Consider the following 23,714-nt stretch of genomic DNA (forward strand, 5'->3'; position numbering starts at 1 on the left):
GAGTCCTCCGTCGTTGCGAGCGCAGCGACGGAGCTTGCGGCGCGGGCTCGGCAAAAAGAAATGTCGTGCCCGCGGAGGCAGCCCCTCACCCCACCCTCTCCCCGCAAGAGCGGGGCGAGGGTGGGAGAGCTGTGCGTCCCTAACCGCTCACGCCGCGTGCTGATGCGCGGCGATGATCTGGTCTGCGGCGCGGCCCGTCACCTCGGCCATGTGGTCGAACTGGCGGGTGAAGCTGCCGGCACCGGCGGTGGCCGAACGCAGCTCGACGATCAGCTCGCCGATCTCCGCCTCCGGCATCATGGCGCGCACGCAGTCCCAGCCGCTCCAGCCGTCGCGGGTGTCGAAGCCGAGGATCTGGCCGCGCCGCGCCGACAGGATCGCGTTGATCCTGGCGGTGGCATCGGTCGGGCAGACGATCTCGACGACGTGGATCGGCTCCAGCAGCACCGGCTGACATAGCGGCAGGCCCTCGTTGAGCCCGACTCGCGCCGCCGTGCGGAAGGCAAGGTCGGAGGAATCGACGCTGTGATAGGAGCCGTCGGTCAGCGTCACCTGTACATCGGTGACGGGGAAACCGAGCGGACCGCGCGTCAACCCGTCGACGACGCCCTCCTCCACCGCGCCGATATAGTTGCGCGGCACCGCGCCGCCGACCACCTTCTCGGTGAACTTGAAGCCGTCGCCGCGCGGCATAGGCCTGATGTCGAGCACGACGTCGCCGAACTGGCCGTGGCCGCCGGACTGCTTCTTGTGGCGGCCGCGCTGGGTGATCGGCTTGCGGATGGTCTCCTGATAGCCGATCGCAGGCGGATGCGAGCTGAGCTTGATACCGAAGCGGTCGCGGAGCCGCTCGCTGGCGACGCGCAGGTGCATCTCGCCCTGCCCCCACAGCACGGTGTCGTGGGTCTGGGCGTTCTGCACGACGACGAGCGAGGGATCCTCCTCGTGCAGCCGGGCCAGCGCCTGGCCGAGTTTGACGTCGTCCTTGCGGTCGGTGGCAGCAATCGAGATCGCCAGCACCGGCGGCGTCGGCTCCGCGGCGGCCAGCGCATCCGGCGGGGTCTTGCCGGTCGAGACCGTGTCGCCGGTCTTGACGGGATCGAGCTTGGCGAGCGCCACCGTATCGCCGGCTTCGCCCGCGGCCCGCTTGGTGTCGTAGGCGCCGTTGACCGCGAGGATGCCGGAGATGCGGCTGAGCCCGCCTGAGGATGATTGCAGGGTGGCGCCGTCATCGAGATGGCCGGCGAGCAGCCGCGTCAGCGACAGCTTTCCACCATGCTGCGAATGCAGCGTCTTGAAGACGAAGCCGAGCGCGTCCTTGCTGGCGGGCACACCGAGACGCTTCGCTGTCTCCGCAATACCAGGCGCCTCGTGGCGCAGCGCCTTCATCAGGCGCAGCACGCCGTTTTCGCGCGAGGCGGCGCCCAGCAGCACGGGGCAGATCTGTCCTTCGCGCAACTCGCGGGCGAGATCGTCGAACACGGCATCGCGCGGCGGCTGGATGTCCTCGAGCAGTTGCTCCATCAGCGCGTCGTCGTGATCGGCGAGTTTCTCCAGCATCGAGAAGCGGGCCTCCTTCTCGCGATCGAGATCGCCGCCTTCGAGCGCGACCACTTCGGAGGCCTTGTGCTCGCGATAGACGAAGGCGCGCTCCAGCGCGAGATCGACGAAGCCCTCGATCAGCTCGTCCTTCCAGATCGGGATCTGGCGCAGCACCAGCGGCACGCGCGAGGCGGGCTGAAGCGTCGCGAGCGTCTCGCGAATGCGCTTGTTGGCGCGGTCGATCTTGTTGAGAAACAGGAAACGCGGGATCTTCAGTTCCTCCAGCTCGCGCAGAATGATCTGAAGCTGCGGCAGCTTCTTCTCGTCGGCCTCGCAGACCACGATTGCGGCGTCGACCGCGGGCAGCGCGGCGCGCATGTCGTGGGCGAACTCGACGGAACCTGGACAATCGAGGAAGGTGTAGCTGTCGCCCATGAAACTCGTGGTGGCGGCCGTGAGACCGACGGTCATCTTGTGATGACGGGCTTCCGGCGTGGCGTCGCCGACCGATGTTCCGGCGTCGACGCTGCCGGCGCGCGGGATGGCGCCCGTTCGCGCCAGGATCGCTTCGAGAAGTGTGGTTTTACCGCTTTGGAAAGGGCCCACCAGCGCGATGCACCGTGGACCTCGGGGACTTCTGACGTCTTGTCCCATTTCGCCGCCTCCTTGGTATGGAGCTCGGCCCATGATTGGGTCGGCAAGCGCAGATGCTCTGCCCGTCCCTGAGATTTGGCAAGCGTCAAAAATCGCTGCGGTGCGTGGTCAGTTGTTTGTTACCGCTATCGCACTGTTCACCTCTCCACGATGGGGAGAGGTGAATCAACACCTCCAGTGAGGGGCGCTTAACGGCCCGGACGGAGTTCCAGGCTTTCGAGGCCGGCGGCGACGTTGAGGCCGACCTGGCCCTGCACGCTGAGCGGCTGGAGGGCGATCGAATTGTTGGAGCCACCAACCAGCACGTTGCCGCCGAGGCCGACGCCAACCGAGGCGCTGCCCTGCGCGCCGGCGTAGTTGCCGGCGAGATCACCGGGACCGAGCCGGTTCACCGGTGCGAACACGCCCCACGCCAGTGCCGTCTCCTGGGTGATGCCGATGTCGAGACCCACCTTGCGGATCGTCGCGACGTAGCGGTCTTCCGGCAGACCGTCTGCGCGGAGCACGCAGCCGAGATTGGTCACGGAACCCACGATGAACCCAACACTAGCGCCGCCGCGGCATTCGAGTACGCCGACCTTCACCATCCGCGATTGCGCGCTGGCGCCCGCGATGGAAGCAACGAGGCTGGCTACGGCAAGCCCGGCTAGAAGGAGTGAACGGCGCATGGAATATCTCCGGCAATGAATGTGACGCGAGCATGGGAAGGGATGATGCAAGCCGCGCGGGAGTTCTATGCCACAAGAGTGATCTCGGTGCCAAATTTCGTGATGAGATAAAAAAGGCCCGCCGAAGCGGGCTTTTTCGCAATCCTGTCGCGAGAAGCTCAGCGCAGATTACCGCAGAAGCGCTGGATGCGCTTGCAGGCGTCTTCGAGGTCCGAGGTCTTGGTCGCGTAGGAGATGCGGAAGGCAGGTCCGAGGCCGAAGGCCGAACCCTGCACCACCGCGACGCCTTCGGTTTCCAGCAACTCGGTCACGAAGTCCTCGTCATTGCCGATCACCTTGCCCGACGGCGCGGTCTTGCCGATCGTACCGGCGCAGGACGGATAGACGTAGAAGGCGCCTTCGGGACGCGGGCATTCGATGCCCTTGGCCTGGTTGAGCATGGAGACCACGAGGTCACGGCGCTCCTTGAACACCTTGTTGTTGGCGGGGATGAAGTCCTGCGGACCGTTCAGCGCTTCCACCGCCGCCCACTGCGCGATCGACGACGGGTTCGAGGTCGACTGCGACTGGATCGTCGCCATCGCCTTGATCAACTGCGCGGGACCACCGGCATAGCCGATGCGCCAGCCGGTCATGCAATAGGCCTTCGACACGCCGTTCACGGTGAGGGTGCGGTCGTAGAGTTTCGGCTCGACCTGCGCGATGGTGGTGAACTGGAAGTCGTCGTAGACGAGATGCTCGTACATGTCGTCGGTCATCACCCACACATGCGGATGCTTGACCAGCACGTCGGTGAGCGCCTTCAGCTCGGCCCTGGTGTAGGCCGCGCCCGTCGGGTTCGACGGCGAGCACAGGATGACCCATTTGGTCTTCGGCGTGATCGCGCGCTCGAGCGCGTCGGCCTGCAGCTTGAAGCCGGTCGCGGCGGTGCAGACCACCGGCACCGGCTCGCCGCCGGCGAGCGCCACCATCTCGGGATAGCTGACCCAGTACGGCGCGGGAATGATCACCTCGTCGCCCGGATTGATGGTCGCCATCAGCGCGTTGTAGAGCACCTGCTTGCCGCCGGTGCCGACGATGATCTGGTTCGGCTTGTAGGTGAGACCGTTCTCGCGCTGAAACTTGCCGATGATGGCTTCCTTCAGCTCGGGGATGCCGTCCACCGCGGTGTACTTGGTCTTGCCGGCCTCGATGGCGTGGATCGCCGCCAGCTTGATGTTGGCGGGCGTATCGAAGTCGGGCTCACCGGCGCCGAGGCCGATGACGTTGCGGCCCGCCGCTTTCAGCGCACGTGCTTTATCCGTGACCGCGATGGTCGCGGACGGCTTCACACGGTCGAGCGCAGCGGCAAGGAAGGACATCGTCATCTCCTGACAAGCGTCGTGAAACCTTTGGCCTCACGACTCCGATTGTGGGAATGGAGACACCCTAAAACGTGTGCCGCTGCACCGCAAGAAACTTCGTCCCGATCTCGCAAAAGTTTGCGGATTTCGAGCGTTTCAAGGTGCGATTTGTCGCAATTTTCCGAAACTTTGCCGCCGGAATCGCTCATATCCCGCAAGGCCTGTCCTCGGAGCAATTTTGCGCGTCGTGTGTTGCCCCGCTCGCCGTCAAGCACGGCCATGACGATTGGAAGCGTTAACACTTCAACGCCAACAGACCGCTCCCCAACACAAATGCACGGCACAATGCGTCCGCGCGTTGACGCAAGCGTGAACTGAGTTGCATGGCCGCACGGAAATGATCTTCCGCCGCATTGCAATGCGGTAGGGTTTTCGAGTTTTTCTATGAGCGGGCCCTTGCAGCGGATTCGCATCGGCATCATTGTTTAGCCGCGTTGCGGGGCAACAAGCGCCGCGTCTTCCCGTGTCCGGAATCATCTTCAGAATGTACAAGCTCTATTCGATGCAGCGCTCCGGCAACAGCTACAAGGTCCGCCTTGCGCTGGCGCTGTTGAACGTGCCTTACGAAGCGGTCGAGGTGGACATTCTGCGCGGCGAGAGCCGCACCCCGGACTTTCTGACCAAGAACCCGTCGGGCCAGGTGCCGCTGCTCGAGGTCGGCGGCGACCGCTATCTCGCCGAGTCCAACGCCATCCTCTGGTACGTCGCCGTCGGCACGCCGCTCGCGCCGGAGAACCGCATCGACCGCGCCGAGGCGCTGCAGTGGATGTTCTTCGAGCAGCACGCGCTCGAGCCGAACATCGGCGCGGCCTATTTCTGGCTGTCGCTGGTCAAGGGCGGCCGCGACCTGCAGACCCACGCGCTGGAGGACTGGATGGAGCGCGGCTATGGCGCGCTCCAGGTGATGGAGAACCATCTCAAGACCAACGCCTATTTCGCGGCCCGCCAGCTCACGGTCGCCGACATCGCGCTGTACGGCTACACCCACCTTGCCGACCGCTGCGACTTCGACCTCGAGGCCTTCCCGGCGATCCGGGACTGGCTGAAGCGCGTCGAGGCCGCTCCCGGCTTCGTGGCGATGGACTGGCGCCCGGCCGACATCGAGGCCTCCGCCAGCATCGCGGCGGGCGCCTGAAAGGCTCCGGCGTTAAGAATTACGGGCATATCGTTAACCTTTGCCGCAATCCCGCCATTTTCATCGCGGGAGCCGCCGCAATATTGCCGGTTGAAATTGTGAAGTTGTTCGACGTCGCGGGTGATTCGCCCGAACGTTGAAGGATTTAGACCATGATTCGGGCGTCCGGCACGGCAGGCTTTCAAGGCCGTCCCGATACCGTCGCATCTTCCCGGTTGACCCACGCGGTTGCGGCTTCGCTCGCCGTCGCCGCGCTGTCGCTGTGTCTGATCGTCACGCTGACGGTGCTGTCGACCAAGGCGACCATGGCGATGGGTCTGCCGGTCTGATCCCCATTTCATCCTGGACCAGCCTTCACGGCGCCAAGAAACCTTCGATCTGGCCCGCGCCGACCGGTATCGGTATCGCGACAGGATTTCGATGAAATCACCTGTGGTCGTCGTTGCAATCACCCTGACTGCGGCCATCCTGGTCGCGGCATCGCTGCTGATTTTCACCGGCATGCGCAAGAGCTCGGGGACCTCGACGCTGAATGCGCCTGCGCAGCAGCAGCGGCTCAGACACGCGCATTTGGTCTAAAATCCTCCGAAAGCTTTGCGCGGCGTCACAGCCGCTCCTTAAGCGTTCCGCGCGATTTCGCACTGCACCCGCGCAACGATCAGTCAGTGTCGCGACCTTATCTCGTTCAGGAAGGAACGAGTCAGGCCCATGCGATTCGGATGGCGTGCGATCTCCGGTCCTGTGCTGACGGCAGCGGTCGCGCTGCTGGCGATCCTGCTCGATCGTCATGTCCCCGTCCCCTCGCCTGCGCCGTTGTTCGTCGCCATCGTCGCGCTGGCGGGAACGCTGTCGGGTTTCGCCTCGGCCATGACCAGCGCGGCGCTCGCGGTGATCGGCGCAGCGCTGTTCTTCCTCAGCCGTCACGGCGTATCCTTCAGTGCGCCGGCGGATCTGGTCCGGCTCGGCCTGCTCGCCCTGACAGCTTTCGGCACCGCAGGCATCACCGGCCTGATGCGTGAGCGGCTGCTGGCCACCTTCGCCGCCGAGCGAAAGAGCCACGCCACCGCCGCGCGGCTTTCGGCCGCACTCGACGAGGTCGACATCGGCATCGTGCTGCTCGATGCCGAGACGCGGGCCGAGTTCATCAACCGCGCCTTCCGCGATTATTTCGCGCTGCCGGACGAAACCGCCGACGGCAAGCCGCCGTTCGTCGCGCTGATGTATCACGGCCGCGACACCGGTGCGTTCGAGCTGCCGGAAGACGAGCTCGCCACCTTCATCGCACAGCGCATGGAGACGGTGCGGATCGGCGATGCCACGCCGATCAACATCAATCTGCGCAGTGGCGAGGTGCTGCGCTTCGTCTGCGCCGTGCTGCCCGCCGGCGGCCGCATGCTGAGCTACACGCCGGTGACCGACCTCGTGCGCCACACCGACCCGCCCTCGCGCGCCGACTACTACCGCTCGCTGCGCGATCCTACCGGCCGCGGACTGATCCGGTATCTGCGCGTCGCCCAGTGATGCGAGAGCACGATTGATCAGCGCGCTCCTCATCACGTATGAATGGCCTCCATCGGCCGCGAGAATTTCAGATGTCGCTCAGCATTCGCTCCGTCACCAGGCAGGACTACGATCAGTGGCTGCCGCTGTGGGACGGCTACAACGCCTTCTACGGCCGCTCCGGCCCGACCGCGCTTGCACCCGAGATCACGCAGATGACGTGGCAGCGCTTCTTCGATGGCTACGAGCCGGTGCATGCGCTGGTCGCCGAGAGCGACGGCAAGCTGCTCGGGCTGACGCACTATCTGTTTCATCGCAGCACCACCGCGATCGAGCCGTCGTGCTATTTGCAGGACCTGTTCACGACCGAGGCCGCGCGCGGCAAGGGCGTCGGCTCGGCGTTGATCCATGGCGTCTATGAGCGCGCCAGGCTGGCGGGATCGCCGCGGGTCTACTGGCAGACGCACGAGACCAACGTCACGGCGCAGCGCCTGTACGACAAGGTTGCCGAGCGCTCCGGCTTCATCGTCTATCGCAAGGTCTTCTGATTTTCGCCCGCCAGATGCTCTGTGGATAACTTTGCCTGTCACCGGCGCGTAACACTCCGGGACTAGGTTGCAGTTGCGTCTGATCAGGCCCCCCGTCACCGATCAAGCGCCCCAAAGCGGTCCCCGTCAGTCGCCGCGTCTGACAGGGGCCGCATTTTTTTGACCGCGATTGCCAAGCATGGCAGCAACGCTGGCAGCGCCTTGCTGCTGCGGCGCACCGCGGTCACAATGGGCGCTGCTTTCTCCTGACAGGACCTCCCATGGAAATTCGTAATCTCGGCGCCTCCGGCCTGCGCGTGTCCGCGGTCGGACTCGGCTGCAATAATTTCGGCCAGCGCATCGACCTCGAGGCCTCGCGCAAGGTGATCCATCGCGCGCTCGACAGCGGCATCACGCTGTTCGACACCGCCGACATCTATTCGAACATGGGCGGCTCGGAAAACGTGCTCGGCGCTGTGCTCGGCGATCGCCGCAAGGACATCGTGCTGGCGACCAAATATTCCAAGCCGATGGCCGAGGACGGCACCAAGCAGGGCGCCTCGCGCCGCTACATCATGGCGGCCGTGGAAGCGAGCCTGAAGCGGCTGAAGACCGATTACATCGATCTGTACCAGCAGCACGACTACGACCCGCTGACTCCGATCGAGGAGAGCCTGCGCGCGCTCGACGACCTCGTCCGGCAGGGCAAGGTCCGCTACATCGGCAATTCCAACTTTCCGGCCTGGCGGATCGCCGAGGCGGAATACGTCGCCCGCGCGATGAATGTCACGCGCTTCGTCTCCTGCCAGGACGAATATTCGCTGGTCGTGCGCGACATCGAGAAGGACCTGTTGCCGGCAGCGACGGAATACAAGCTCGGCCTGTTGCCGTTCTTCCCGCTCGCCAGCGGACTCCTGACCGGCAAATATAAGAAGGGCGAGGCCGCCCCCGGCGACACCCGCTTCGGCCAGACGCCGCGGCTCCGCGACCGCTACGTCACGCCGCGCAACGAGGCCATCGTCGAGAAGCTGCAGGCCTTCGCGCAGGCACGCGGCCATTCCATGCTCGAGCTCGCTTTCTCCTGGCTCGCCTGCCGCCCGCAGGTCTCCAGCGTGATCGCCGGCGCCACCCGCGCCGAGCAGATCGAGCAGAACGTCAAGGCGATCGCGTGGAAGCTCAGCGCGGAGGAGATGGCGGAGATCGACAAGATCACGCTGGGCTGATTTTTGCAGCGCGGCGCTACCTGGCGCCGCGTTATTTCGCGCCGCGCCCGACCGCCTGCATCACCTCAAAACCTTCGAACTGGGGATGGCCGAGATAGGTCGGCTTGGTGTCGCCGGCCCGCGCATGCGCCGCGCGAAACGCTTCCGACTTGGTCCACGCCTCGAACGCCGCATGGTTCGCCCACACGGTGTGCGAGGCATACAGCGTGTGGTCCTCGAGCTCGGGCCCGCGCAGCAGATGGAATTCGACGAAGCCCGGCACCTTGTCCAGATGCGTATCGCGCGTCAGCCAGATCTGCTCGAAGGCGGACTCGGAGCCCTTGGCGACGCGGAAGCGGTTCATGGCGATGTACATGGGTGAGTTCTCCTGATGCTCGGCTCATCATGTCGTCATTCCGGGACGCGCCGCAAGGCGCGGGCCCGGAATCCATTTGGCAGCAGAACATGCGGAGTGATGGATTCCGGGTCCGCGCCGCGCGCGCCCCGGAATGACGGCTAGGCAACCAATCCCTTCATCGGCCTTGCGCTTGCACTGTCCGGGAAAACCGTCTCCGCCAGAACGCGATCCGAGAGACCGAACTGCCCCTGCAGCACACCCTTGATCACCGAGCGGAGATCGGTGGTCGGCTTGAGGTCACGCCCTTCATAGAGATTCGCGAGCTTGAGGCCGGGCCAGTCGGAGATGACGCGGCCGCCTTTCACGGCGCCGCCGGCGAGCAGCGCGACGGTGGCGGTGCCGTGATCGGTGCCGTCGGTGCCGTTGATCCGTGCGGTGCGGCCGAATTCGGTGGCGACGACGACGACGGTGTCGCGCCAGCGCTCGCCCAAGCCGCTTTCGAATTCGGCGAGCGCGCCATCGAGCCCGCCGAGCAGGAAGGCGAGACGCCCGACCGGGCCGCCTTCATTGGCATGCGTGTCCCAACCATCGAAGGCGAGCGCGGCGATGCGCGGGCCGTCATCGGCGGCCATCAGCTTTGCCGCGCCGCGCGCCACCTGGCGCATCTGCGCGACCTGGTTGCCGGGCTTCGGCTTCATGTCGTCGCCGCTCGCGATCTTGTCGAGTTGAAGGCCCTGCGACAGCGCCGAAGCCAGCGCCGGGTCGCGGTGGCGATAGAGATCGACCAGCCGCATCGCGGTGTCGTCATCGGCTTGCGGCAGCGCGACCGGCGCCCAGCCAACGGTCGGCGCGTTGCCGCGCAGCACCAGCGGCGTGGTCGGCCCGACCGCGAGACCGCTCGACACCCGCTCGCCGCGCGGCAGCGCTTCCAGCGCGCGGTTCAGCCAGCCGGATTGCACCCGGCCCGGACCGGCATAGCCGCTTTCGAGCACGTCCTGGCCGTCGAAATGCGAGCGGTCGCGATAGGGTGTCGCGACCGCATGGATCACCGCGGCATGCTTGTCGCGGTACATGCGTGCGAACTCCGGCATGGCCGGATGCAGCGCGAAGAAGCTGTCGAGCATGAGCGCGGGATGCGCGCCTTCCGCCGTCAGCGCGATCGATCCGTGCAGGCCGGCATAGTCAGGGTCGCCGACCGGCGCGACGGTCGAGAGCCCGTCGAGCGCGCCGCGCAGGATCACCACGACCAGCCTGGGATCGCGCCCGTCGGCCGCACGCGCGAATTTCGGCAAATAGGCCCAGGCCGCGAAGGAGGCGCCGCCGAGCAGCAGGCCGCGGCGCGAGGTGAGGAGGCGGTTCTCGACGCAGTCGATCATCTTCATCTCCGCTGCATTTCCGGCGACATCAACAGCAGCGCCAGCGCCTGCTGCCGCGATTCCGCGCGCTCGATGGTTTTGCGCGTTTCGATCGAGGCCGCATCGGCCGCGGCGAATTCCAGCAGGTCGAGCGGATCGATATTGTTGCCGAGCCGTGCGCCCATTTGCGCGGCAATGTCCAGCCGCAGCTTCATGCCTTCGGGCGCGGCCCAGGCGGCGCTGGTGTCGGGGAAGCCGTTCGGTCCTGCAGGCGACCACAGCGGCTGGCCGAGCAGATTGAGATTGTTGAGATAGCCGCCGGGATCCTCCGGCACGCGCGCGAGCAGCCGGCCGCTCGCGACCACGAAGTCATAAGGCGAGCGCATCTTGGTCAGCGGCGCCTTCCAGGCTTCGTCGGAATCGACCAGCGCCGTCGCCATCGCCTTGAGATCACCGTCGGTCTTGACGAAGACATCGCGCAGGCGCGCCACGAGGGCCGGCGGCGGATCGTCGGCGACGAAGTGACGGACGAATTTGGTGGCGACGAAATTCGCGGTCGAGGGATGGCGCGCGATGTCGGCGAGCGCGGCTTCGCCCTGCGCCAGCCCCGTCGCCTCGTAAGTCTTGCCGAGCAGCATTTGCGCCCCCGGCTGGTGCGCGTTGGCATTGAACACGAAGGAGCCGGGCGCCCCCAACTGGCCCTGCCGTCCGGCAAACGTCCAGCCCGTGATGATGCGCGCGAGCGAGGTGACGTCCTCCTGCGTGTAGCCGCCGCCGACGCCGAGCGTATGCAGCTCCATGATCTCGCGCGCGAGATTCTCGTTCAGCCCGCGCTTGCGGTTCTGCCCCGCGCGCGAATCCGGACCGAGCGATTGCTGGTTGTCGAGGAAGAACAGCATCGCCGGATGCTGCTCGACCGCCTTCAGCATGTCGGCGAAACGCCCGAGCACGTGCGGCCTGATCGCTTCGCGCTCGAACGCGCCGGCCCAGATCCGCGCCAGCTCGCCCTTGCTGGCGGAGATACAGAAATGGTTGGACCAGAACACGACGAGGCGCTCGGTGAAGCCGCACTCGACCAGCGTCGCGCGCTGCAGCCGTGCCAGCGCCTCGGCGCGAAAGGTCTTTTGAATCACGTTGAGCGGCTGCGGCGCGGGTTTTGCGGCGGGCTGGGCGGCCATATTCGGCTGCATGGTCTCGGGCTTCGCCGTGGTATCGGCGGGCTTGGCCTCGGCCATCTGGCCGGCGATCTCGGTCGCCACCGTGCTCAGCGAGAGATTGCGGCGCAAGCCCGGCTTCTGATCGGCCGGCGTCTCGGCGGGCGCGGTGGCCTTGGTCGTTTCCTTGGCCGTCTCTTTGGCGGCTTCGCGCGCCTGCTTGACCTGGTCCTGATAGGCAAACACGGCCTGGCCGAGCTGCGGCGTCGATTGCAGGCCGGGCGCTTCCAGCAGCACGCCGTTCGGGCGCGCCAGTTCCGCCTTCACGAAGCCGCGCGGGTCGGAAGCCGCGTTAATGAGATCGCCGGAGGCCCCGCCGCGGGCCCCGAAGCCGAAACGGTTGAGCGCGACGAGCGCGGCTTGCGAATCGCGGGCCATCGATTTGTCCTTCGCGTGTTGCCGACCGCTTTGCGAGTCCGTTTGCAGCGCTTAATATATACCGCAGCCGGAGATGAACCCGAGATGAAAACGACGGCACAGCTTTTGCGCAAATCATGACAATTCCGAAAGAATTTCCCTTGCCGGAACCGCGCCGCCTCACCTGCTCCCGCTGCGGCACCGAGTTCGGCTGCGATCTCTCGGGCAATTGCTGGTGCGCGGAGGAAACCGCGAAGCTGCCGATGCCGGTCAAGGGCGAGGACTGTCTGTGCCGGGAGTGTTTGCGCAAGGCGGCGGACGAGGCGAGCGCTGCTGCGCGTTAGGCGCGAGAGCGTAGCGACATCCCCACTGTCGTCCCCGCGGAAGCGATGAGTTCGCAGGGACGACCGCGGGGAGGCCGCGTGCCCTACACCGCATGCCCGGGTGATTTCCGTGCCATGCCGTCAAACGCGTCGAGCAGCTTCTCGCGCCATTCGTAGACCGGATCGTCCGCTTCCAGCAGCTTGAACGGGCTCGTCACGCGCGCCCACTGAAAACCGCCGAACACGATGTAGTCGGCATAGTTCGGCGCGCGGCCGCCGATGAAGGGCTGTTTCTTCAGCGTTTGCCGCATCACCTCCAGCGACTTGCGGAACGCGACCACGCCTGCATCGCGGCTCGCCATCACCTCTTCGAGGGTCTTGCCGCCGAAGCGCGCCTCGCGCGATTGGCGGAAATAGGCCGCATCGACCTCAGCGAGGTTCTTCGGGATGTCGGCGATGATCAGCGGAAAGATGCCGCCGACGATGGCGATGTCGCCCAGGCGTTGATCATGCGCGCCATCGCGCGGCCGCCCTCGCCGCCGAACAGCGACGGCTGGTTTGGGAAATTGTCTTCGAGATAGTTCGCGATCGTCCAGGAATCGACCACCGGCTTGTCGTGATGCAGCAGCACCGGAACCTTCTCCGAGCCATGCGGCGCGAGCGTGCTCTTCTCGGTGAAGCGCCAGGGCAGCGATTCCGCCGCAAGGCCCTTGTGCGCGAGCGCCATCCGCGTGCGCCAGCAGAACGGGCTGAACGGGCGCGAGGCGTCGGTGCCGACGAGTTCGAACAGCTTCAGTGACATGAACCGCCTCCACGCTCCGTCATTGCGACGAGCTCTTGCGACGAAGCAATCCAGACTGCCGCCGCGGAGACATTCTGGATTGCTTCGCTTGCGCTCGCAATGACGATGTGGCGATAGCTCGACCGCACACCGACGATGTACTCGCATGCAAGTCACGATCCCGCACGCCTGTCAATCGGACCGGCCTCACACCGCGAGACAAAATTCCACGCGGCAACGCCACCTCGCACGTTGTGCCTGCCGCATATCGGACCTAAGCTCACGTCATTTCGAGGATCATGATATTGGCAAGGAGTTTCCGATGAGCGGCATTGCACGGCGTGACTTCCTTCTGGGCGCAACGGCGCTGGCCGGCGCGGCCGCAACGAACAGTTTCACTTGTGTCGAGATCGCGAGCGCGGCGCCGATCGAGGTGCCGACGGTCGACAAGCTGTCGATCCAGGTGCTGGTCGATTCCAGCTACGACCTGTTCTTTCGTCCCAAGAAGATCAACGGCGTCGCCATTGCGCCCGCGGCGCGATCGGCCGACTTCCGCAAATCGCTGCACAATGAATGGGGCCTGTCGCTGTGGCTGGAGTCGCAAGGCGGCGGCAACCAGCGCACGCTGATGCTGGACTACGGCTATACGCCCGAAGTGCTGCTCAACAACATGGCGCTGATCGGTGTCGACCCCGGCAAGCTCGACGCGCTGGTCGTCAGCCACGGCCATTACGATCATTTCGGCGGCCTCAGCGGCTTCCTCGACAAATTCCGCGACAAGCTGCCCGCCGAGGTGAAGCTCTATGCTGGCGGCGAGGACAATTTCTGCCACCGCGTCAACCCGACCCCCACGCAGGGCCAGTTTTCCGATTTCGGAACGCTGGACCGCCGCCAGCTCGCGGCGCAGAAGGTAACGACCGTGCTTTGCGAGACGCCGACGGTGATCGCCGGCCACGCCTTCACGACGGGCAAGATCACCCGCCGCAGCTCGGAGCGCGTGCTGCCGAACACGTTGGTCGAATTCGGCATCAAGGACGGACTCGGCTGCAGCGTCGGGCATTACCTGCCGGCGGAGATGGACGGCAAGATCGTCGCCGACGAACACATCCACGAGCACGCGACCTGCTTCAACGTCAAGGATCTGGGCCTCGTCGTCATCTCGTCCTGCGGCCATGTCGGCATCGTCAATTCGGTGAAGCAGGCGCAGGAGGTCTCCGGCATCCAGAAGGTGCACGCCATCGTCGGCGGCTTCCATCTCGGGCCGGCACCGAAGGACTATCTCACGCAGGTCGTCGGCGAGATCAAGGCGCTCAACCCCGATGTCGTCGTGCCCATGCATTGCAGCGGGCTCAACTTCGTGCAGGAGGCGAACGCGCAGATGCCCGACAGGGTGGTGGTGACGACGACGGGCAGCCGCCTCACCTTCGGCCTGTGATGCTCCGCCTCGCCTGCTGGCTTGGCCTCGGGCTGGCGCTCGCGCCAGCCTGCACGGGCGCTGCCGCGGCGCGCTCGGCGGCGGAGACGATGGACATCCTGATGTGGAACAGGGAGCCGGTCGGCGGCCCGTTCGCACTCACCGATCACACCGGAAAGCCACGCACCGACCGCGATTTCCGGGGGGCGCTGATGCTGGTCTATTTCGGCTTCACCTATTGCCCCGATGTCTGCCCGACCGATTTGATGGCGATGACCCAGGCACTGGACTTGTTGGGAGCCGACGCGGACAAGGTGCAGCCGCTCTTCATCACCCTCGATCCCGAGCGCGACACGGCAGAGCATCTGGCCGACTACGTCACGCTGTTCCATCCGCGTCTGGTCGGACTGACGGGTCGTCTCGATGCGATCCAGGAAGTGGCGGATGCCTACAAGGTCTATTTTGCCAAGGTCGCGACCGGCAAGGGCACCGACGACTACACCGTCGACCACACCGCCTATATCTACCTGATGGATCGCGACGGAAAATATCTCGGATTCTTTCCGCCGGGCACCTCGGCCGAACGCATGGTCGACATCATCCGGCCGCGACTCGCGATGCCGCAGCGGTAGGCCGTCACGGTTCAGCCCTCGCCGCGGATCTCCGTCGTCTGCCTATCGGCGTCCGTTCGTTCGCAACAGCCGCTCGCCACCTTCCGTCACCGCGATGACCAGCCCCACGCCGGGCCGCGTCTCGCGGGCGACGTAGCCGCGGTCCGCCGCATCTTCCCAGATCGTGAGGCGCGGGCACGAGGTCTTCCAGGTCGCGATCACCTCGGCATAGGCGCGCGGCTCGCGCGAAACCCATTCGACGAAATCCAGCACCAGCGGATCGGCCGTCTTGCTCATTGCAAACCTCCCTTGTCGAAGGCGGCCGCGACGTCCGTGCGGAGCAGCAGCCAGCCGCCATAGCCGATGTAATAGCAGGCGATAGTGGTGATCAGCTTGTTCGACCAGGCCATGAACTGCTGGTCGGTCATGGCTTCAAGGATGCGCCGCGCCAGCGTGGTGCCGAGCATCGAGGCGAGAATCGCGACGCCGGCGAGCACGGGATCGAGGCTCGCGGCCTGGTCGATCACGCCGCCGAAATAGATCAGCTTGGTGAAGTGGCTGACGAGCTGGCACATCGCCTTGGTCGCCACCTTCTCGCGCCGGCCGAAATCGCCGCCGAGGAAGAAGGTGTCGAGCAGCGGCCCCGACACGCCGGTCATCAGCATCAAGCCCATGCAGATCGTGCCGTAGACCGTGCCCTGCCAGAGGCTATCAGGATCCGGCTTGATGCTTGACGGCAGCAGCCGCGCCATGAACGGGGTGACGCCGAGCAGCAGCAGCGCCATCGGCTTGTCAGGCACGTAGCGGGTGATCGACCAGGCCGCGAGCGCAACGGCAGCGCCGACCATATAGTTGGCCACCGGCCGCCAGCGGATATGCGCCCGCCACAGGAATGCGCGCCAGCCGTTCGACGCCATCTGCGTGATCGCATGCAGCACCATCGCGGCCGGCAGCGGCATCAGGGCCAGCAGCACACCGATCAGGATCAGCCCGCCCGCCATGCCGAACAGCCCCGACAGGAACGCGGTGGCGACCATCAGCAATCCGAGGGCAGCGATCATGAAGGGCGTCACAAGGGGAATCTCCTGCAAGCGAGTAAGGGACGAAGGCTGCTCGTTCCCCCTCGCCCCGCTTGCGGGGAGAGAGGGTTGGGGTGAGGGGGAGTCTCCGCGGGGCCGGCGGCAGTTGGACTCGCGGAGAGTCCCCCTCACCCGGAATCCAAGCTTTGCTCGGATTCCGGCCTCTCCCCGCAGGCGGGGAAAGGCGAAGAGGACCATCTCCGCTTCAGCAAACCGGCATGAATTACGCTGATATTTCTGCCTCCCTTGCTCCTTCTTCGCAAACTGAGTTATCTTGGCCTGGCATCAGCTTTCCTGAGGGTCGAGCAATTGCGGCGGCTGCTGTTTCTCAACGGGATCAAGGCATTCGAGGCGGCGGCGCGGACCGGCAGCTTTGCCGCGGCCGGGCTCGAGCTCAGCGTGTCGGCGGCCGCGGTCAGCCGCATGGTGCATCTGCTGGAAGACCGGCTCGGCGTCGCGCTGTTCGAGCGCAAGGCCAACAAGCTGGTGCTGACCCAGGCAGGGCGCGCCTATCAGAGCGGGCTGACGCCGATCTTCGATGCGCTCGCAAGCCTTACCGCGCAGGTGACGGCGCCCTCCAGCGTCCGCGTGCTCACCATCGGCGTCGGCCATACCTTTGCGATGCGCTGGCTGATCCCGCGGCTGTCGGAGTTTCGCACCGAGGAGCCAGACATCGAGGTGCGCTTCACCACCGGCGGCGCCGAGGTCCCGTTCGGCGAAGACTGGAGCTGCGGCATCAAGCTCGGCACCGGCGACTGGCCGGGGCTGGTGGCCGAGCCGCTGTTCGCCGGCGACCTCACGCCGGTCTGCGTGCCCCGGCTCGCCACCGGCTTGAAGCGCCCAGCCGACCTCAAAGGGCCCGGCCTGATCCGCGTCACGCATTCGCCCGAGGACTGGCCGATCTGGCTGAAGGCCGCCGGCCTGTCGCGGATCAGCGCCCGCGGGCCGGAGTTCCAGTTCTACGGCCAGGCGCTGCAGGCCGCCGCCGACGGGCTCGGCATCGCCATGGGCATCCGGCCCTATATCGACGACGATCTCGCCGCCGGACGGCTGGTGGCGCCATTCGACCTCTCGGTGCCCAAGGGCATGCGCTGGTATTTGCTCTATCGCAGCTTCCAGACCGAGCAGCGCGACTTTGCCGCGTTCCGCCGCTGGATCATGCGCGCGGCTTCGGAGCCCGCGGCCCGCCCCGTCCGGCGGATCGGCCGTGCCTCGCCGCGGAAGTGACGCCCCGCCCATGATCCGCCGGGCAAAAAAGCCGGCCGCTTGTGAACGGCTTCACATCCCAAAATCGGCAAATGTGGTCCCCTGACCCTCCAACGCGACACTTGCGGAACACTTTGGGGACTACCAATGACGACCCTCTACGACGGCTTTGACATCGAATCCTTCGAAGCTGGCAAGGGGCTGTGGCACGCCCGCATCCGGCGCGCCGATTTCAGCCCGGTTGCCATCGACGGCGTGCTGTTTCCGGCCATGGAAGTCGGCTTCGCCTGGCCCGACCGCGATGCCGCGATCCGCGACGCCAAGCACCACATCGATCGCTTCCGCCGGCGGACCGACAGCGACGACGAGTAAGCCAGCGGTACGGCAAGCGAACTCAGGGACAGCGCAGCGTAAATGGGGGAACCGGTCATGTCAGTCATCGAAATCGAAGACGCGCCGCGACCGAGGATTTACACCCGCAATGTGCTGTCGAATTGTCCCGAATGCGACGGCGACCTCACGGTGCTCCGCGTGATTGGCGGCCGCGCCGGGTGCGAGTACTGGACCATGCGCTGCACCGATTGCGGCGGGATCCATCTCGACATTCTCGAGCCACGTCAGGCGAGCGAGGACGACGAGGGTCCGCTGCCGGCGGCATGAGGGCGGCGCCTGCTGCCAACCTGCTGTCAGCAGCCTGATCATGGGCGGGCATTCGCCCTTTTCTGAAGGGCGGACTCGCCCCATATTCGCCTCATGGCGAAGAAACCTGCTCCCCCAAAATCCCCTAAATCCAAGGCTTCTAATAAGGCGCCGAATTCGAAGGCACATCGGCCCGACGTGCAGCCGATCGGGCCGGCGCTGGCCGAACTGCTGAATCCCGCGATCAATCGCGGCGATGCCGGGCTTGGCTCAGGCACCGGCCTGCAGCCGCCGCCGGACAATTCGCGCGATCGCCGCTCCGGGGGTGAGGCCGCCGCGCACCGTGCGCGCGCCTCGACGCCGAAGGCGTTTCCGCAGGATACGACCAAGAATCTGGCGAAGCCGATGCCGCTGCGTCCCAATCCGCAGCCTCCGGGCGCCCGCGAAGGCAGCGGTTTTGACGAAGCGCCCCAGGCCAATTACGGCACCGCGGCCACGATCCCGACGCTCGATCCGGAGCTGGCGCGGCAGCTCGGTTTTCCGACCGAAGAGGACGACGCCGAGGCGCTGGCGCGGCCGCCGCGCAACAAGATGGAGGCGCTCGGCGTCAAGGCAACCGCCGATGCGCTGGAATCGCTGATCCGCGAAGGGCGCCCCGAGTTCCGCAAGAACGACGGCTCGCTGAAAGTGTGGACGCCGCACCGGCCGCCGCGGCCCGAAAAGTCCGAAGGCGGCGTGCGCTTCGAGATCAAATCGTCCTACGAGCCGCGCGGCGACCAGCCAACCGCGATCGCCGAGCTGGTCGAAGGCATCGAGCGCAACGACCGCTCGCAGGTGCTGCTCGGCGTCACCGGCTCCGGCAAGACCTACACCATGGCCAAGGTGATCGAGGCGACGCAGCGGCCCGCCATCATCCTGGCGCCGAACAAGACGCTGGCCGCCCAGCTCTATGGCGAGTTCAAGAGCTTCTTCCCGGACAACGCGGTCGAGTACTTCGTCTCGTATTACGACTATTACCAGCCGGAAGCCTACGTCCCGCGCACCGACACCTATATCGAGAAGGACTCCTCGATCAACGAGCAGATCGACCGCATGCGCCACTCCGCGACGCGCGCGCTGCTCGAACGCGACGACGTCATCATCGTGGCCTCGGTGTCCTGCATCTACGGTATCGGCTCGGTCGAGACCTACACCGCGATGACCTTCGCGCTGAAGAAGGGCGAGCGCATCGACCAGCGCCAGCTCATCGCCGACCTCGTCGCGCTCCAGTACAAGCGCACCCAGGCCGATTTTACCCGCGGCACATTTCGCGTGCGCGGCGACGTCATCGACATCTTCCCGGCGCACTATGAGGACCGGGCCTGGCGCGTCAATCTGTTCGGCGACACCATCGAGACCATCGAGGAGTTCGATCCGCTCACCGGCCACAAGCAGGACGAGCTCGAATTCATCAAGATGTACGCCAACTCGCACTATGTGACGCCGCGTCCGACGCTGGTGCAGGCGATCAAGTCGATCAAATCCGAGTTGAAGATGCGGCTCGACCAGCTCCACGACCAGGGCCGCCTGCTGGAAGCACAGCGGCTGGAGCAGCGCACCACCTTCGACATCGAGATGATGGAGGCGACGGGAAGCTGCGCCGGCATCGAGAACTATTCGCGCTATCTGACCGGTCGCCTGCCCGGCGAGCCGCCGCCGACGCTGTTCGAATACGTGCCCGACAACGCGCTGGTGTTCGCCGACGAGAGCCACGTCACCGTGCCGCAGATCGGCGCCATGTTCAAAGGCGACTTCCGCCGCAAGGCGACGCTGGCCGAATACGGCTTCCGCCTGCCCTCCTGCATGGACAACCGCCCGCTGCGCTTCGAGGAATGGGACATGATGCGGCCGCAGACGGTCGCGGTGTCGGCGACGCCGAGCAGCTGGGAGCTGAACGAGAGCGGCGGCGTGTTCGTCGAGCAGGTCATTCGCCCTACCGGCCTGATTGATCCTCCCATCAATATTCGCCCCGCCCGCACCCAGGTCGACGATCTCGTCGGCGAGGTCCGCGCCACCGCGCAGGCCGGCTACCGCTCGCTGATCACGGTGCTGACCAAGCGCATGGCGGAGGATCTCACCGAATATCTGCACGAGCAGGGCATTCGCGTGCGCTATATGCACAGCGACATCGACACCATCGAACGCATCGAGATCATCCGGGATCTCCGGCTCGGCGCGTTCGACGCGCTGGTCGGCATCAACCTGCTCCGCGAAGGCCTCGACATTCCCGAATGCGCGCTGGTCGCGATCCTGGATGCCGACAAGGAGGGTTTTCTGCGCAGCGAGACCTCGCTGATCCAGACCATCGGTCGCGCCGCGCGCAACGTCGACGGCAAGGTGATCCTTTATGCCGACCAGATGACGGGCTCGATGGAGCGCGCCATCGCCGAGACCAACCGCCGCCGCGAGAAGCAGGTCGAGTACAACACCGCCAACGGCATCACACCGGAGAGCGTCAAGAAGTCGATCGGCGACATCCTCAACTCCGTCTACGAGCGCGACCACGTGCTGGTCGAGGTCGGCGGCCACGACATGACCGACGACGTTATCTCGATCGGCCACAATTTCGAAGCCGTGCTCGCCGATCTCGAAACAAGGATGCGCGAGGCCGCCGCCGATCTGAACTTCGAGGAAGCCGCGCGCCTGCGCGACGAAGTCAAGCGCCTGCGCGCCACCGAGCTCGCGGTGGTCGACGATCCCACCGCCAAGCAGCGCACCGTGCAAGGCAAGGCCGGCGCCTATGCCGGAACGAAGAAGTACGGCGACGCCGCCAATCTGCCGGTCAGCGCCATGAAGAAAAAGACCGTGAGTTCCGCGCTGAAGGCGAGCGGCGGCGGCAGCGGCTCGAAGGTGCACAAGCCGCATCTCGACGAGATGCACGGGCCGGAGTCCCTGCCCTACCGCGAAAACCGCGCGCTGCCGTCAAAGCCCTTCGGCGGCGAGAGCCGGATCATCCAGCCGACGGACTCGCGGCAGTCGGGCCCGGAGTTCGGGCCGGCGCCGAAGTCGACGGGCGGGATGCAGGGGCGGCGGGGTGGGTGGAAGAAGAGGTAGGACCGGTATCGTGCGCGCTTGTCGTGGCCATGGATTCCGGGCTCGCCGCTTTGCGGCGCCCCGGAATGACGCGCGGAGAGATTTCGGCCCTCACCCCGCGATCGTCGCCAGCAGCGACAGCAACAGCACGGATGCCATGAGTTGCAGCGAGGTTGTCGGCTTGCCGCGCCAGCGGGCGATCTTTTCGGAGAGGGAAAGGCTCGCGTCGAAGAACTGCGCTTCGTAGCCGCTCTTGAGCTTTGGGAATGCCGACCCGACCGAAATGACGAAGATGCTGTAGAAGACCGACGCCAGCGCAATAGTGAGGACGGGGCTGCTGCCGCGGCCGTCGCCCAAGAGCTTCACCATCAGCGAGGCCGCGGCGAAGATCGGGAAGCCCTGTAGCGTCGCGGTCAGCGCAAAGCCTTCGAGCCAGTTGAGCGGGCCAAATTTCGGCGCGGTGATCGAGGCCATGACGCGATCACCCCACGCTCGCTGTCACCACGGCCATCACCGACAGCAGCAGCACGATGGTCACGAGCTGGAGCGAGGCGACGGGCTGGGTGCGCCATGCCGTGATCTTGTCGGCGAGCGACAGATGGGCCTCGAAGAATTTTGGTTCGTAGACGGTCTTGAAGAAGGCGGGGAAGCTCGGGCCCAGGGTCACGGCCAGCATCGCGTGGGCGAGCGAGGCGAATGCGACGAAGATGGCGACGCCGGGGTCGCCGACGAGGTCGTGGTTGCCGCAGAGCTTGAGCAGGAAGGCGGCGGCGGCGAAGGTCGGGAAGCTTTGCAGAACCGCCGTCAGCGCGAGGCCTTCGACTGCGTTGTGAAGGCGGGACTTTCTTGCGGCGGCGATGGAAGCCATGGCACGTCTCCCTGATGACATGCCGATGACGGTAGCTGCGCCGGGACGGGCGTGATGTGAGATGGGTCACGCGCATCAATCGGCTGCCGGAGGTGCGGCCCGATGGATTCCGGGTTCGCGCTTTCGCGCGCCCCGGAATGACGGGGGCTACAGCTTGCCCTGCCCGTTCACCTGGCTCTGTTGTTGCTGCTGCCTTTCCTGTTCCTTGGCGCGATGGCGGCCGTAGAGGCAGCCGGCGGCGGCGCCGAGGACGCCGTGATGACCGGCATAATGGCCGGCGACGCCGCCGACGACGGCGCCCTTGATGCAGCCCTTGGCGTTAGCGGCGGAGGTCGCGCCCAGCATGAGAACCGCGGCGGCGACGGCGAGAAGCGGGGATTTCATGGATCGATGTCTCCGGATGAATGATCGGCATCTCAACGAGCGCAAGCCGGTTCCGGTTCCAGCATTCGCCGCATGTCGCATGTGAACCGCGATCCATCGACACATGACCAATCGCGGCAGGGCTCTGTGTTTTTGCGGATTGCTGGACCCGCAAGCTGCACGATAGCGTTGCATTCCACGGCCAATGGGGCGGGAGCGGCATGACGGTTGAATCGCTGAACAGGCAACGGGTGCTGAACCTGCTCGACAGTTTTGCGCGCGGCGATATCGAGGCCGCGCTGTCGTGCTGCACCGACGACGTCGACTTCCTCACCCACGCGCCGATCGACGTGCTGCCGCACATGGTGCCGCGCCATGGCAAGGCCGAATTGCGTGCGCTCTGGCAGACGATCTGGTCGCGCTATTCGGACATCCGCTACAAGGCGCCGCATATCCTCGCCGACGGCGACGAGGTCGCGACCTACATGCACACCTATTTCAGGAAGCGCAGCAACGACCGCATCGTGCAGTTCGACATGGCGGTGTTCTACAGCTTCCGTGGCGGGCTGGTGGCGCAGATCCGCGAAATCATCGATTCCTACGATCTGGTGCAACAGGTGCTCGAGCGCGAGATCGGACCGCTGCTTTTGGGCGCGCGTGTCGACGGCAGCTAGCGCGCCGGGACGTCGCAGCGTGACCAGTTCCCGGTGGCGCCCGGTAAAATACGGGGTTCTATTGTAAATCTTACAAACAGCGCTCAATTGTGCATTGCAATATCGTGATTTGCATTTCCGCAAATCGAGCCTATTTGTTTGTACACGAACGAATTGAAGCAACCCCGCGGCGCCTACTGTGTATGGGGTTGTTTTTCGTTTTTACGAGCCAGCTTCAGGACGCCCCAAAATGACAGAGCACAGCCTCTGGCGTTTCTCGCGCGCGTTGCACCGCGCGATCAACGACCGGCATTTCGAGGACATCGAGGCCCTGATCGACGAGGACGTCGAGTGGGCGATCTATGGCCCGATCGACATGTTTCCGTTCCTCGGCGCGCGCCAGGGCAAGGACGCCGTGCTCGACGTCATCCACCAGCTCGCCGACAATTTCCGTGTCCGCCGCTTCGACCGCGAGAGCATCATGCTCGGCGTCGATTCCGCCGCCTCGATGCTGCGCTATTCGCTGACCGCGCTGGATTCCGACAAGCCGATCAGCTTGCGGGTGGCGCAGTTCGCCCAGTTCAGGGCGGGCAAGCTCGTCAGCATGCGCGTGCTGGTCGACAGCTTCGACCTGGTCGAGCAGGCGCTCGGCCGCGCCATTCATCTGCCAAGGATGACCAGCGTCGGCTGAAGGGACACCAACGGGCCCCGCAGTTCGGGACCGGTGATGATGCGCCCGCGACGTCCTGGCCTCCAGCCCCGCCGGATGCCGTCGTGGAGAAGCTCGTCA

The 23,714-nt window shown here is 65.6% G+C and carries 26 protein-coding genes and 1 pseudogene; 15 read left to right on the forward strand and 12 right to left on the reverse strand.

Annotated elements, in window-relative coordinates; genetic code table 11:
- Window positions 1-147: 147 nt before the first annotated feature.
- The 3 genes from F8237_RS09720 to F8237_RS09730 all read right to left on the reverse strand — a co-directional run bounded on the left by F8237_RS09720 (window position 148) and on the right by F8237_RS09730 (window position 4,225).
- Window positions 148-2,196, reverse strand: coding sequence for an elongation factor G (locus tag F8237_RS09720; protein WP_151644093.1), 2,049 nt, complete (start codon window positions 2,194-2,196; stop codon window positions 148-150).
- 188 nt (window positions 2,197-2,384) lie between these two features.
- Window positions 2,385-2,864 (reverse strand): DUF992 domain-containing protein, encoded by a 480-nt coding sequence (locus F8237_RS09725; RefSeq protein WP_151644095.1) that lies wholly within the window; start codon window positions 2,862-2,864, stop codon window positions 2,385-2,387.
- Window positions 2,865-3,022: 158 nt separating this feature from the next.
- Window positions 3,023-4,225, reverse strand: coding sequence for a pyridoxal phosphate-dependent aminotransferase (locus F8237_RS09730; RefSeq protein WP_151644097.1), 1,203 nt, complete (start codon window positions 4,223-4,225; stop codon window positions 3,023-3,025).
- Window positions 4,226-4,751: 526 nt separating this feature from the next.
- Between F8237_RS09730 and F8237_RS09740 the strand changes: the two genes are divergently transcribed.
- The 6 genes from F8237_RS09740 (at window position 4,752) to F8237_RS09760 (ending at window position 8,652) form a co-directional block, all read left to right on the forward strand.
- Complete coding sequence (locus tag F8237_RS09740; protein WP_151644099.1) at window positions 4,752-5,402, forward strand: glutathione S-transferase family protein; 651 nt, start codon at window positions 4,752-4,754, stop codon at window positions 5,400-5,402.
- A gap of 152 nt (window positions 5,403-5,554) precedes the next feature.
- Window positions 5,555-5,731 (forward strand): hypothetical protein, encoded by a 177-nt coding sequence (locus F8237_RS36295; RefSeq protein ID WP_167527470.1) that lies wholly within the window; start codon window positions 5,555-5,557, stop codon window positions 5,729-5,731.
- A 91-nt stretch (window positions 5,732-5,822) separates the two neighbouring features.
- Window positions 5,823-5,981, forward strand: a complete 159-nt coding sequence (locus F8237_RS36300) for a hypothetical protein (protein ID WP_167527471.1) — start codon at window positions 5,823-5,825, stop codon at window positions 5,979-5,981.
- A 129-nt stretch (window positions 5,982-6,110) separates the two neighbouring features.
- Window positions 6,111-6,923 (forward strand): PAS-domain containing protein, encoded by an 813-nt coding sequence (locus tag F8237_RS09750; protein ID WP_151644103.1) that lies wholly within the window; start codon window positions 6,111-6,113, stop codon window positions 6,921-6,923.
- A 71-nt stretch (window positions 6,924-6,994) separates the two neighbouring features.
- Window positions 6,995-7,450: a GNAT family N-acetyltransferase gene (locus F8237_RS09755; RefSeq protein WP_151644105.1), complete on the forward strand. Its 456-nt coding sequence runs from the start codon at window positions 6,995-6,997 to the stop codon at window positions 7,448-7,450.
- 260 nt (window positions 7,451-7,710) lie between these two features.
- On the forward strand, window positions 7,711-8,652 hold the full coding sequence (locus F8237_RS09760) for an aldo/keto reductase (protein WP_151644107.1): 942 nt from the start codon (window positions 7,711-7,713) through the stop codon (window positions 8,650-8,652).
- Window positions 8,653-8,683: 31 nt separating this feature from the next.
- Here F8237_RS09760 and hmuQ read toward each other — a convergent pair whose 3' ends face one another.
- The 3 genes from hmuQ to F8237_RS09775 all read right to left on the reverse strand — a co-directional run bounded on the left by hmuQ (window position 8,684) and on the right by F8237_RS09775 (window position 11,936).
- A complete protein-coding gene (gene hmuQ, locus F8237_RS09765) occupies window positions 8,684-9,007 on the reverse strand; it encodes a heme-degrading protein HmuQ (protein WP_151644109.1) in 324 nt (107 codons plus the stop codon).
- 140 nt (window positions 9,008-9,147) lie between these two features.
- On the reverse strand, window positions 9,148-10,365 hold the full coding sequence (locus tag F8237_RS09770; RefSeq protein ID WP_162005965.1) for a DUF1501 domain-containing protein: 1,218 nt from the start codon (window positions 10,363-10,365) through the stop codon (window positions 9,148-9,150).
- Between the two features lie 2 nt (window positions 10,366-10,367).
- Window positions 10,368-11,936, reverse strand: coding sequence for a DUF1800 domain-containing protein (locus F8237_RS09775; RefSeq protein WP_151644113.1), 1,569 nt, complete (start codon window positions 11,934-11,936; stop codon window positions 10,368-10,370).
- Window positions 11,937-12,052: 116 nt separating this feature from the next.
- Between F8237_RS09775 and F8237_RS09780 the strand changes: the two genes are divergently transcribed.
- Complete coding sequence (locus tag F8237_RS09780; RefSeq protein WP_151644115.1) at window positions 12,053-12,259, forward strand: cysteine-rich CWC family protein; 207 nt, start codon at window positions 12,053-12,055, stop codon at window positions 12,257-12,259.
- 83 nt (window positions 12,260-12,342) lie between these two features.
- On the opposite strand, the pseudogene F8237_RS09785 reads toward F8237_RS09780, so the two are convergent.
- Window positions 12,343-13,040, reverse strand: a pseudogene (locus F8237_RS09785) (glutathione S-transferase family protein).
- Between the two features lie 301 nt (window positions 13,041-13,341).
- On the opposite strand from F8237_RS09785, the gene F8237_RS09790 reads away from it, so the two are divergent.
- Window positions 13,342-14,454, forward strand: coding sequence for an MBL fold metallo-hydrolase (locus F8237_RS09790; RefSeq protein WP_151644117.1), 1,113 nt, complete (start codon window positions 13,342-13,344; stop codon window positions 14,452-14,454).
- Window positions 14,454-15,065, forward strand: a complete 612-nt coding sequence (locus F8237_RS09795; RefSeq protein WP_151644119.1) for an SCO family protein — start codon at window positions 14,454-14,456, stop codon at window positions 15,063-15,065. The genes F8237_RS09790 and F8237_RS09795 overlap by 1 nt, the downstream gene beginning before the upstream one ends.
- 42 nt (window positions 15,066-15,107) lie before the next feature.
- On the opposite strand, the gene F8237_RS09800 is transcribed toward F8237_RS09795, so the two are convergent.
- Both F8237_RS09800 and F8237_RS09805 read right to left on the reverse strand, forming a co-directional pair.
- Window positions 15,108-15,341, reverse strand: a complete 234-nt coding sequence (locus tag F8237_RS09800) for a hypothetical protein (protein ID WP_151644121.1) — start codon at window positions 15,339-15,341, stop codon at window positions 15,108-15,110.
- Window positions 15,338-16,117: a sulfite exporter TauE/SafE family protein gene (locus tag F8237_RS09805; protein ID WP_151644123.1), complete on the reverse strand. Its 780-nt coding sequence runs from the start codon at window positions 16,115-16,117 to the stop codon at window positions 15,338-15,340. The genes F8237_RS09800 and F8237_RS09805 overlap by 4 nt, the downstream gene beginning before the upstream one ends.
- Before the next feature lie 315 nt (window positions 16,118-16,432).
- Here F8237_RS09805 and F8237_RS09810 point away from each other — a divergent pair, with 315 nt between their 5' ends.
- From F8237_RS09810 to uvrB, 4 genes are all read left to right on the forward strand, one after another.
- Window positions 16,433-17,350: a LysR substrate-binding domain-containing protein gene (locus tag F8237_RS09810; RefSeq protein WP_151644125.1), complete on the forward strand. Its 918-nt coding sequence runs from the start codon at window positions 16,433-16,435 to the stop codon at window positions 17,348-17,350.
- A gap of 126 nt (window positions 17,351-17,476) precedes the next feature.
- Window positions 17,477-17,701 carry a hypothetical protein gene (locus F8237_RS09815; protein ID WP_151644127.1) on the forward strand — a complete coding sequence of 75 codons (225 nt, stop codon included), beginning with the start codon at window positions 17,477-17,479 and terminating at the stop codon, window positions 17,699-17,701.
- Window positions 17,702-17,758: 57 nt separating this feature from the next.
- Window positions 17,759-17,989, forward strand: a complete 231-nt coding sequence (locus F8237_RS09820) for a hypothetical protein (protein WP_151644129.1) — start codon at window positions 17,759-17,761, stop codon at window positions 17,987-17,989.
- Between the two features lie 93 nt (window positions 17,990-18,082).
- Window positions 18,083-21,061 carry an excinuclease ABC subunit UvrB gene (uvrB, locus tag F8237_RS09825; RefSeq protein ID WP_151644131.1) on the forward strand — a complete coding sequence of 993 codons (2,979 nt, stop codon included), beginning with the start codon at window positions 18,083-18,085 and terminating at the stop codon, window positions 21,059-21,061.
- 90 nt (window positions 21,062-21,151) lie between these two features.
- On the opposite strand, the gene F8237_RS09830 is transcribed toward uvrB, so the two are convergent.
- The 3 genes from F8237_RS09830 to F8237_RS09840 all read right to left on the reverse strand — a co-directional run bounded on the left by F8237_RS09830 (window position 21,152) and on the right by F8237_RS09840 (window position 22,292).
- Window positions 21,152-21,514: a hypothetical protein gene (locus F8237_RS09830; RefSeq protein ID WP_151644133.1), complete on the reverse strand. Its 363-nt coding sequence runs from the start codon at window positions 21,512-21,514 to the stop codon at window positions 21,152-21,154.
- Between the two features lie 7 nt (window positions 21,515-21,521).
- On the reverse strand, window positions 21,522-21,908 hold the full coding sequence (locus F8237_RS09835; RefSeq protein WP_151644135.1) for a hypothetical protein: 387 nt from the start codon (window positions 21,906-21,908) through the stop codon (window positions 21,522-21,524).
- Window positions 21,909-22,055: 147 nt separating this feature from the next.
- The gene (locus tag F8237_RS09840; protein ID WP_151644137.1) at window positions 22,056-22,292 is read right to left on the reverse strand and encodes a hypothetical protein; all 237 of its coding nucleotides are present in this window, start codon (window positions 22,290-22,292) and stop codon (window positions 22,056-22,058) included.
- Between the two features lie 200 nt (window positions 22,293-22,492).
- Between F8237_RS09840 and F8237_RS09845 the strand changes: the two genes are divergently transcribed.
- Window positions 22,493-22,945 carry a nuclear transport factor 2 family protein gene (locus tag F8237_RS09845; RefSeq protein ID WP_151644139.1) on the forward strand — a complete coding sequence of 151 codons (453 nt, stop codon included), beginning with the start codon at window positions 22,493-22,495 and terminating at the stop codon, window positions 22,943-22,945.
- A 229-nt stretch (window positions 22,946-23,174) separates the two neighbouring features.
- Window positions 23,175-23,615 (forward strand): nuclear transport factor 2 family protein, encoded by a 441-nt coding sequence (locus tag F8237_RS09850; RefSeq protein WP_151644141.1) that lies wholly within the window; start codon window positions 23,175-23,177, stop codon window positions 23,613-23,615.
- Window positions 23,616-23,714: the final 99 nt, after the last annotated feature.

The sequence above is a fragment of the Bradyrhizobium betae genome, from assembly GCF_008932115.1.
Taxonomy (GTDB): domain Bacteria; phylum Pseudomonadota; class Alphaproteobacteria; order Rhizobiales; family Xanthobacteraceae; genus Bradyrhizobium; species Bradyrhizobium betae.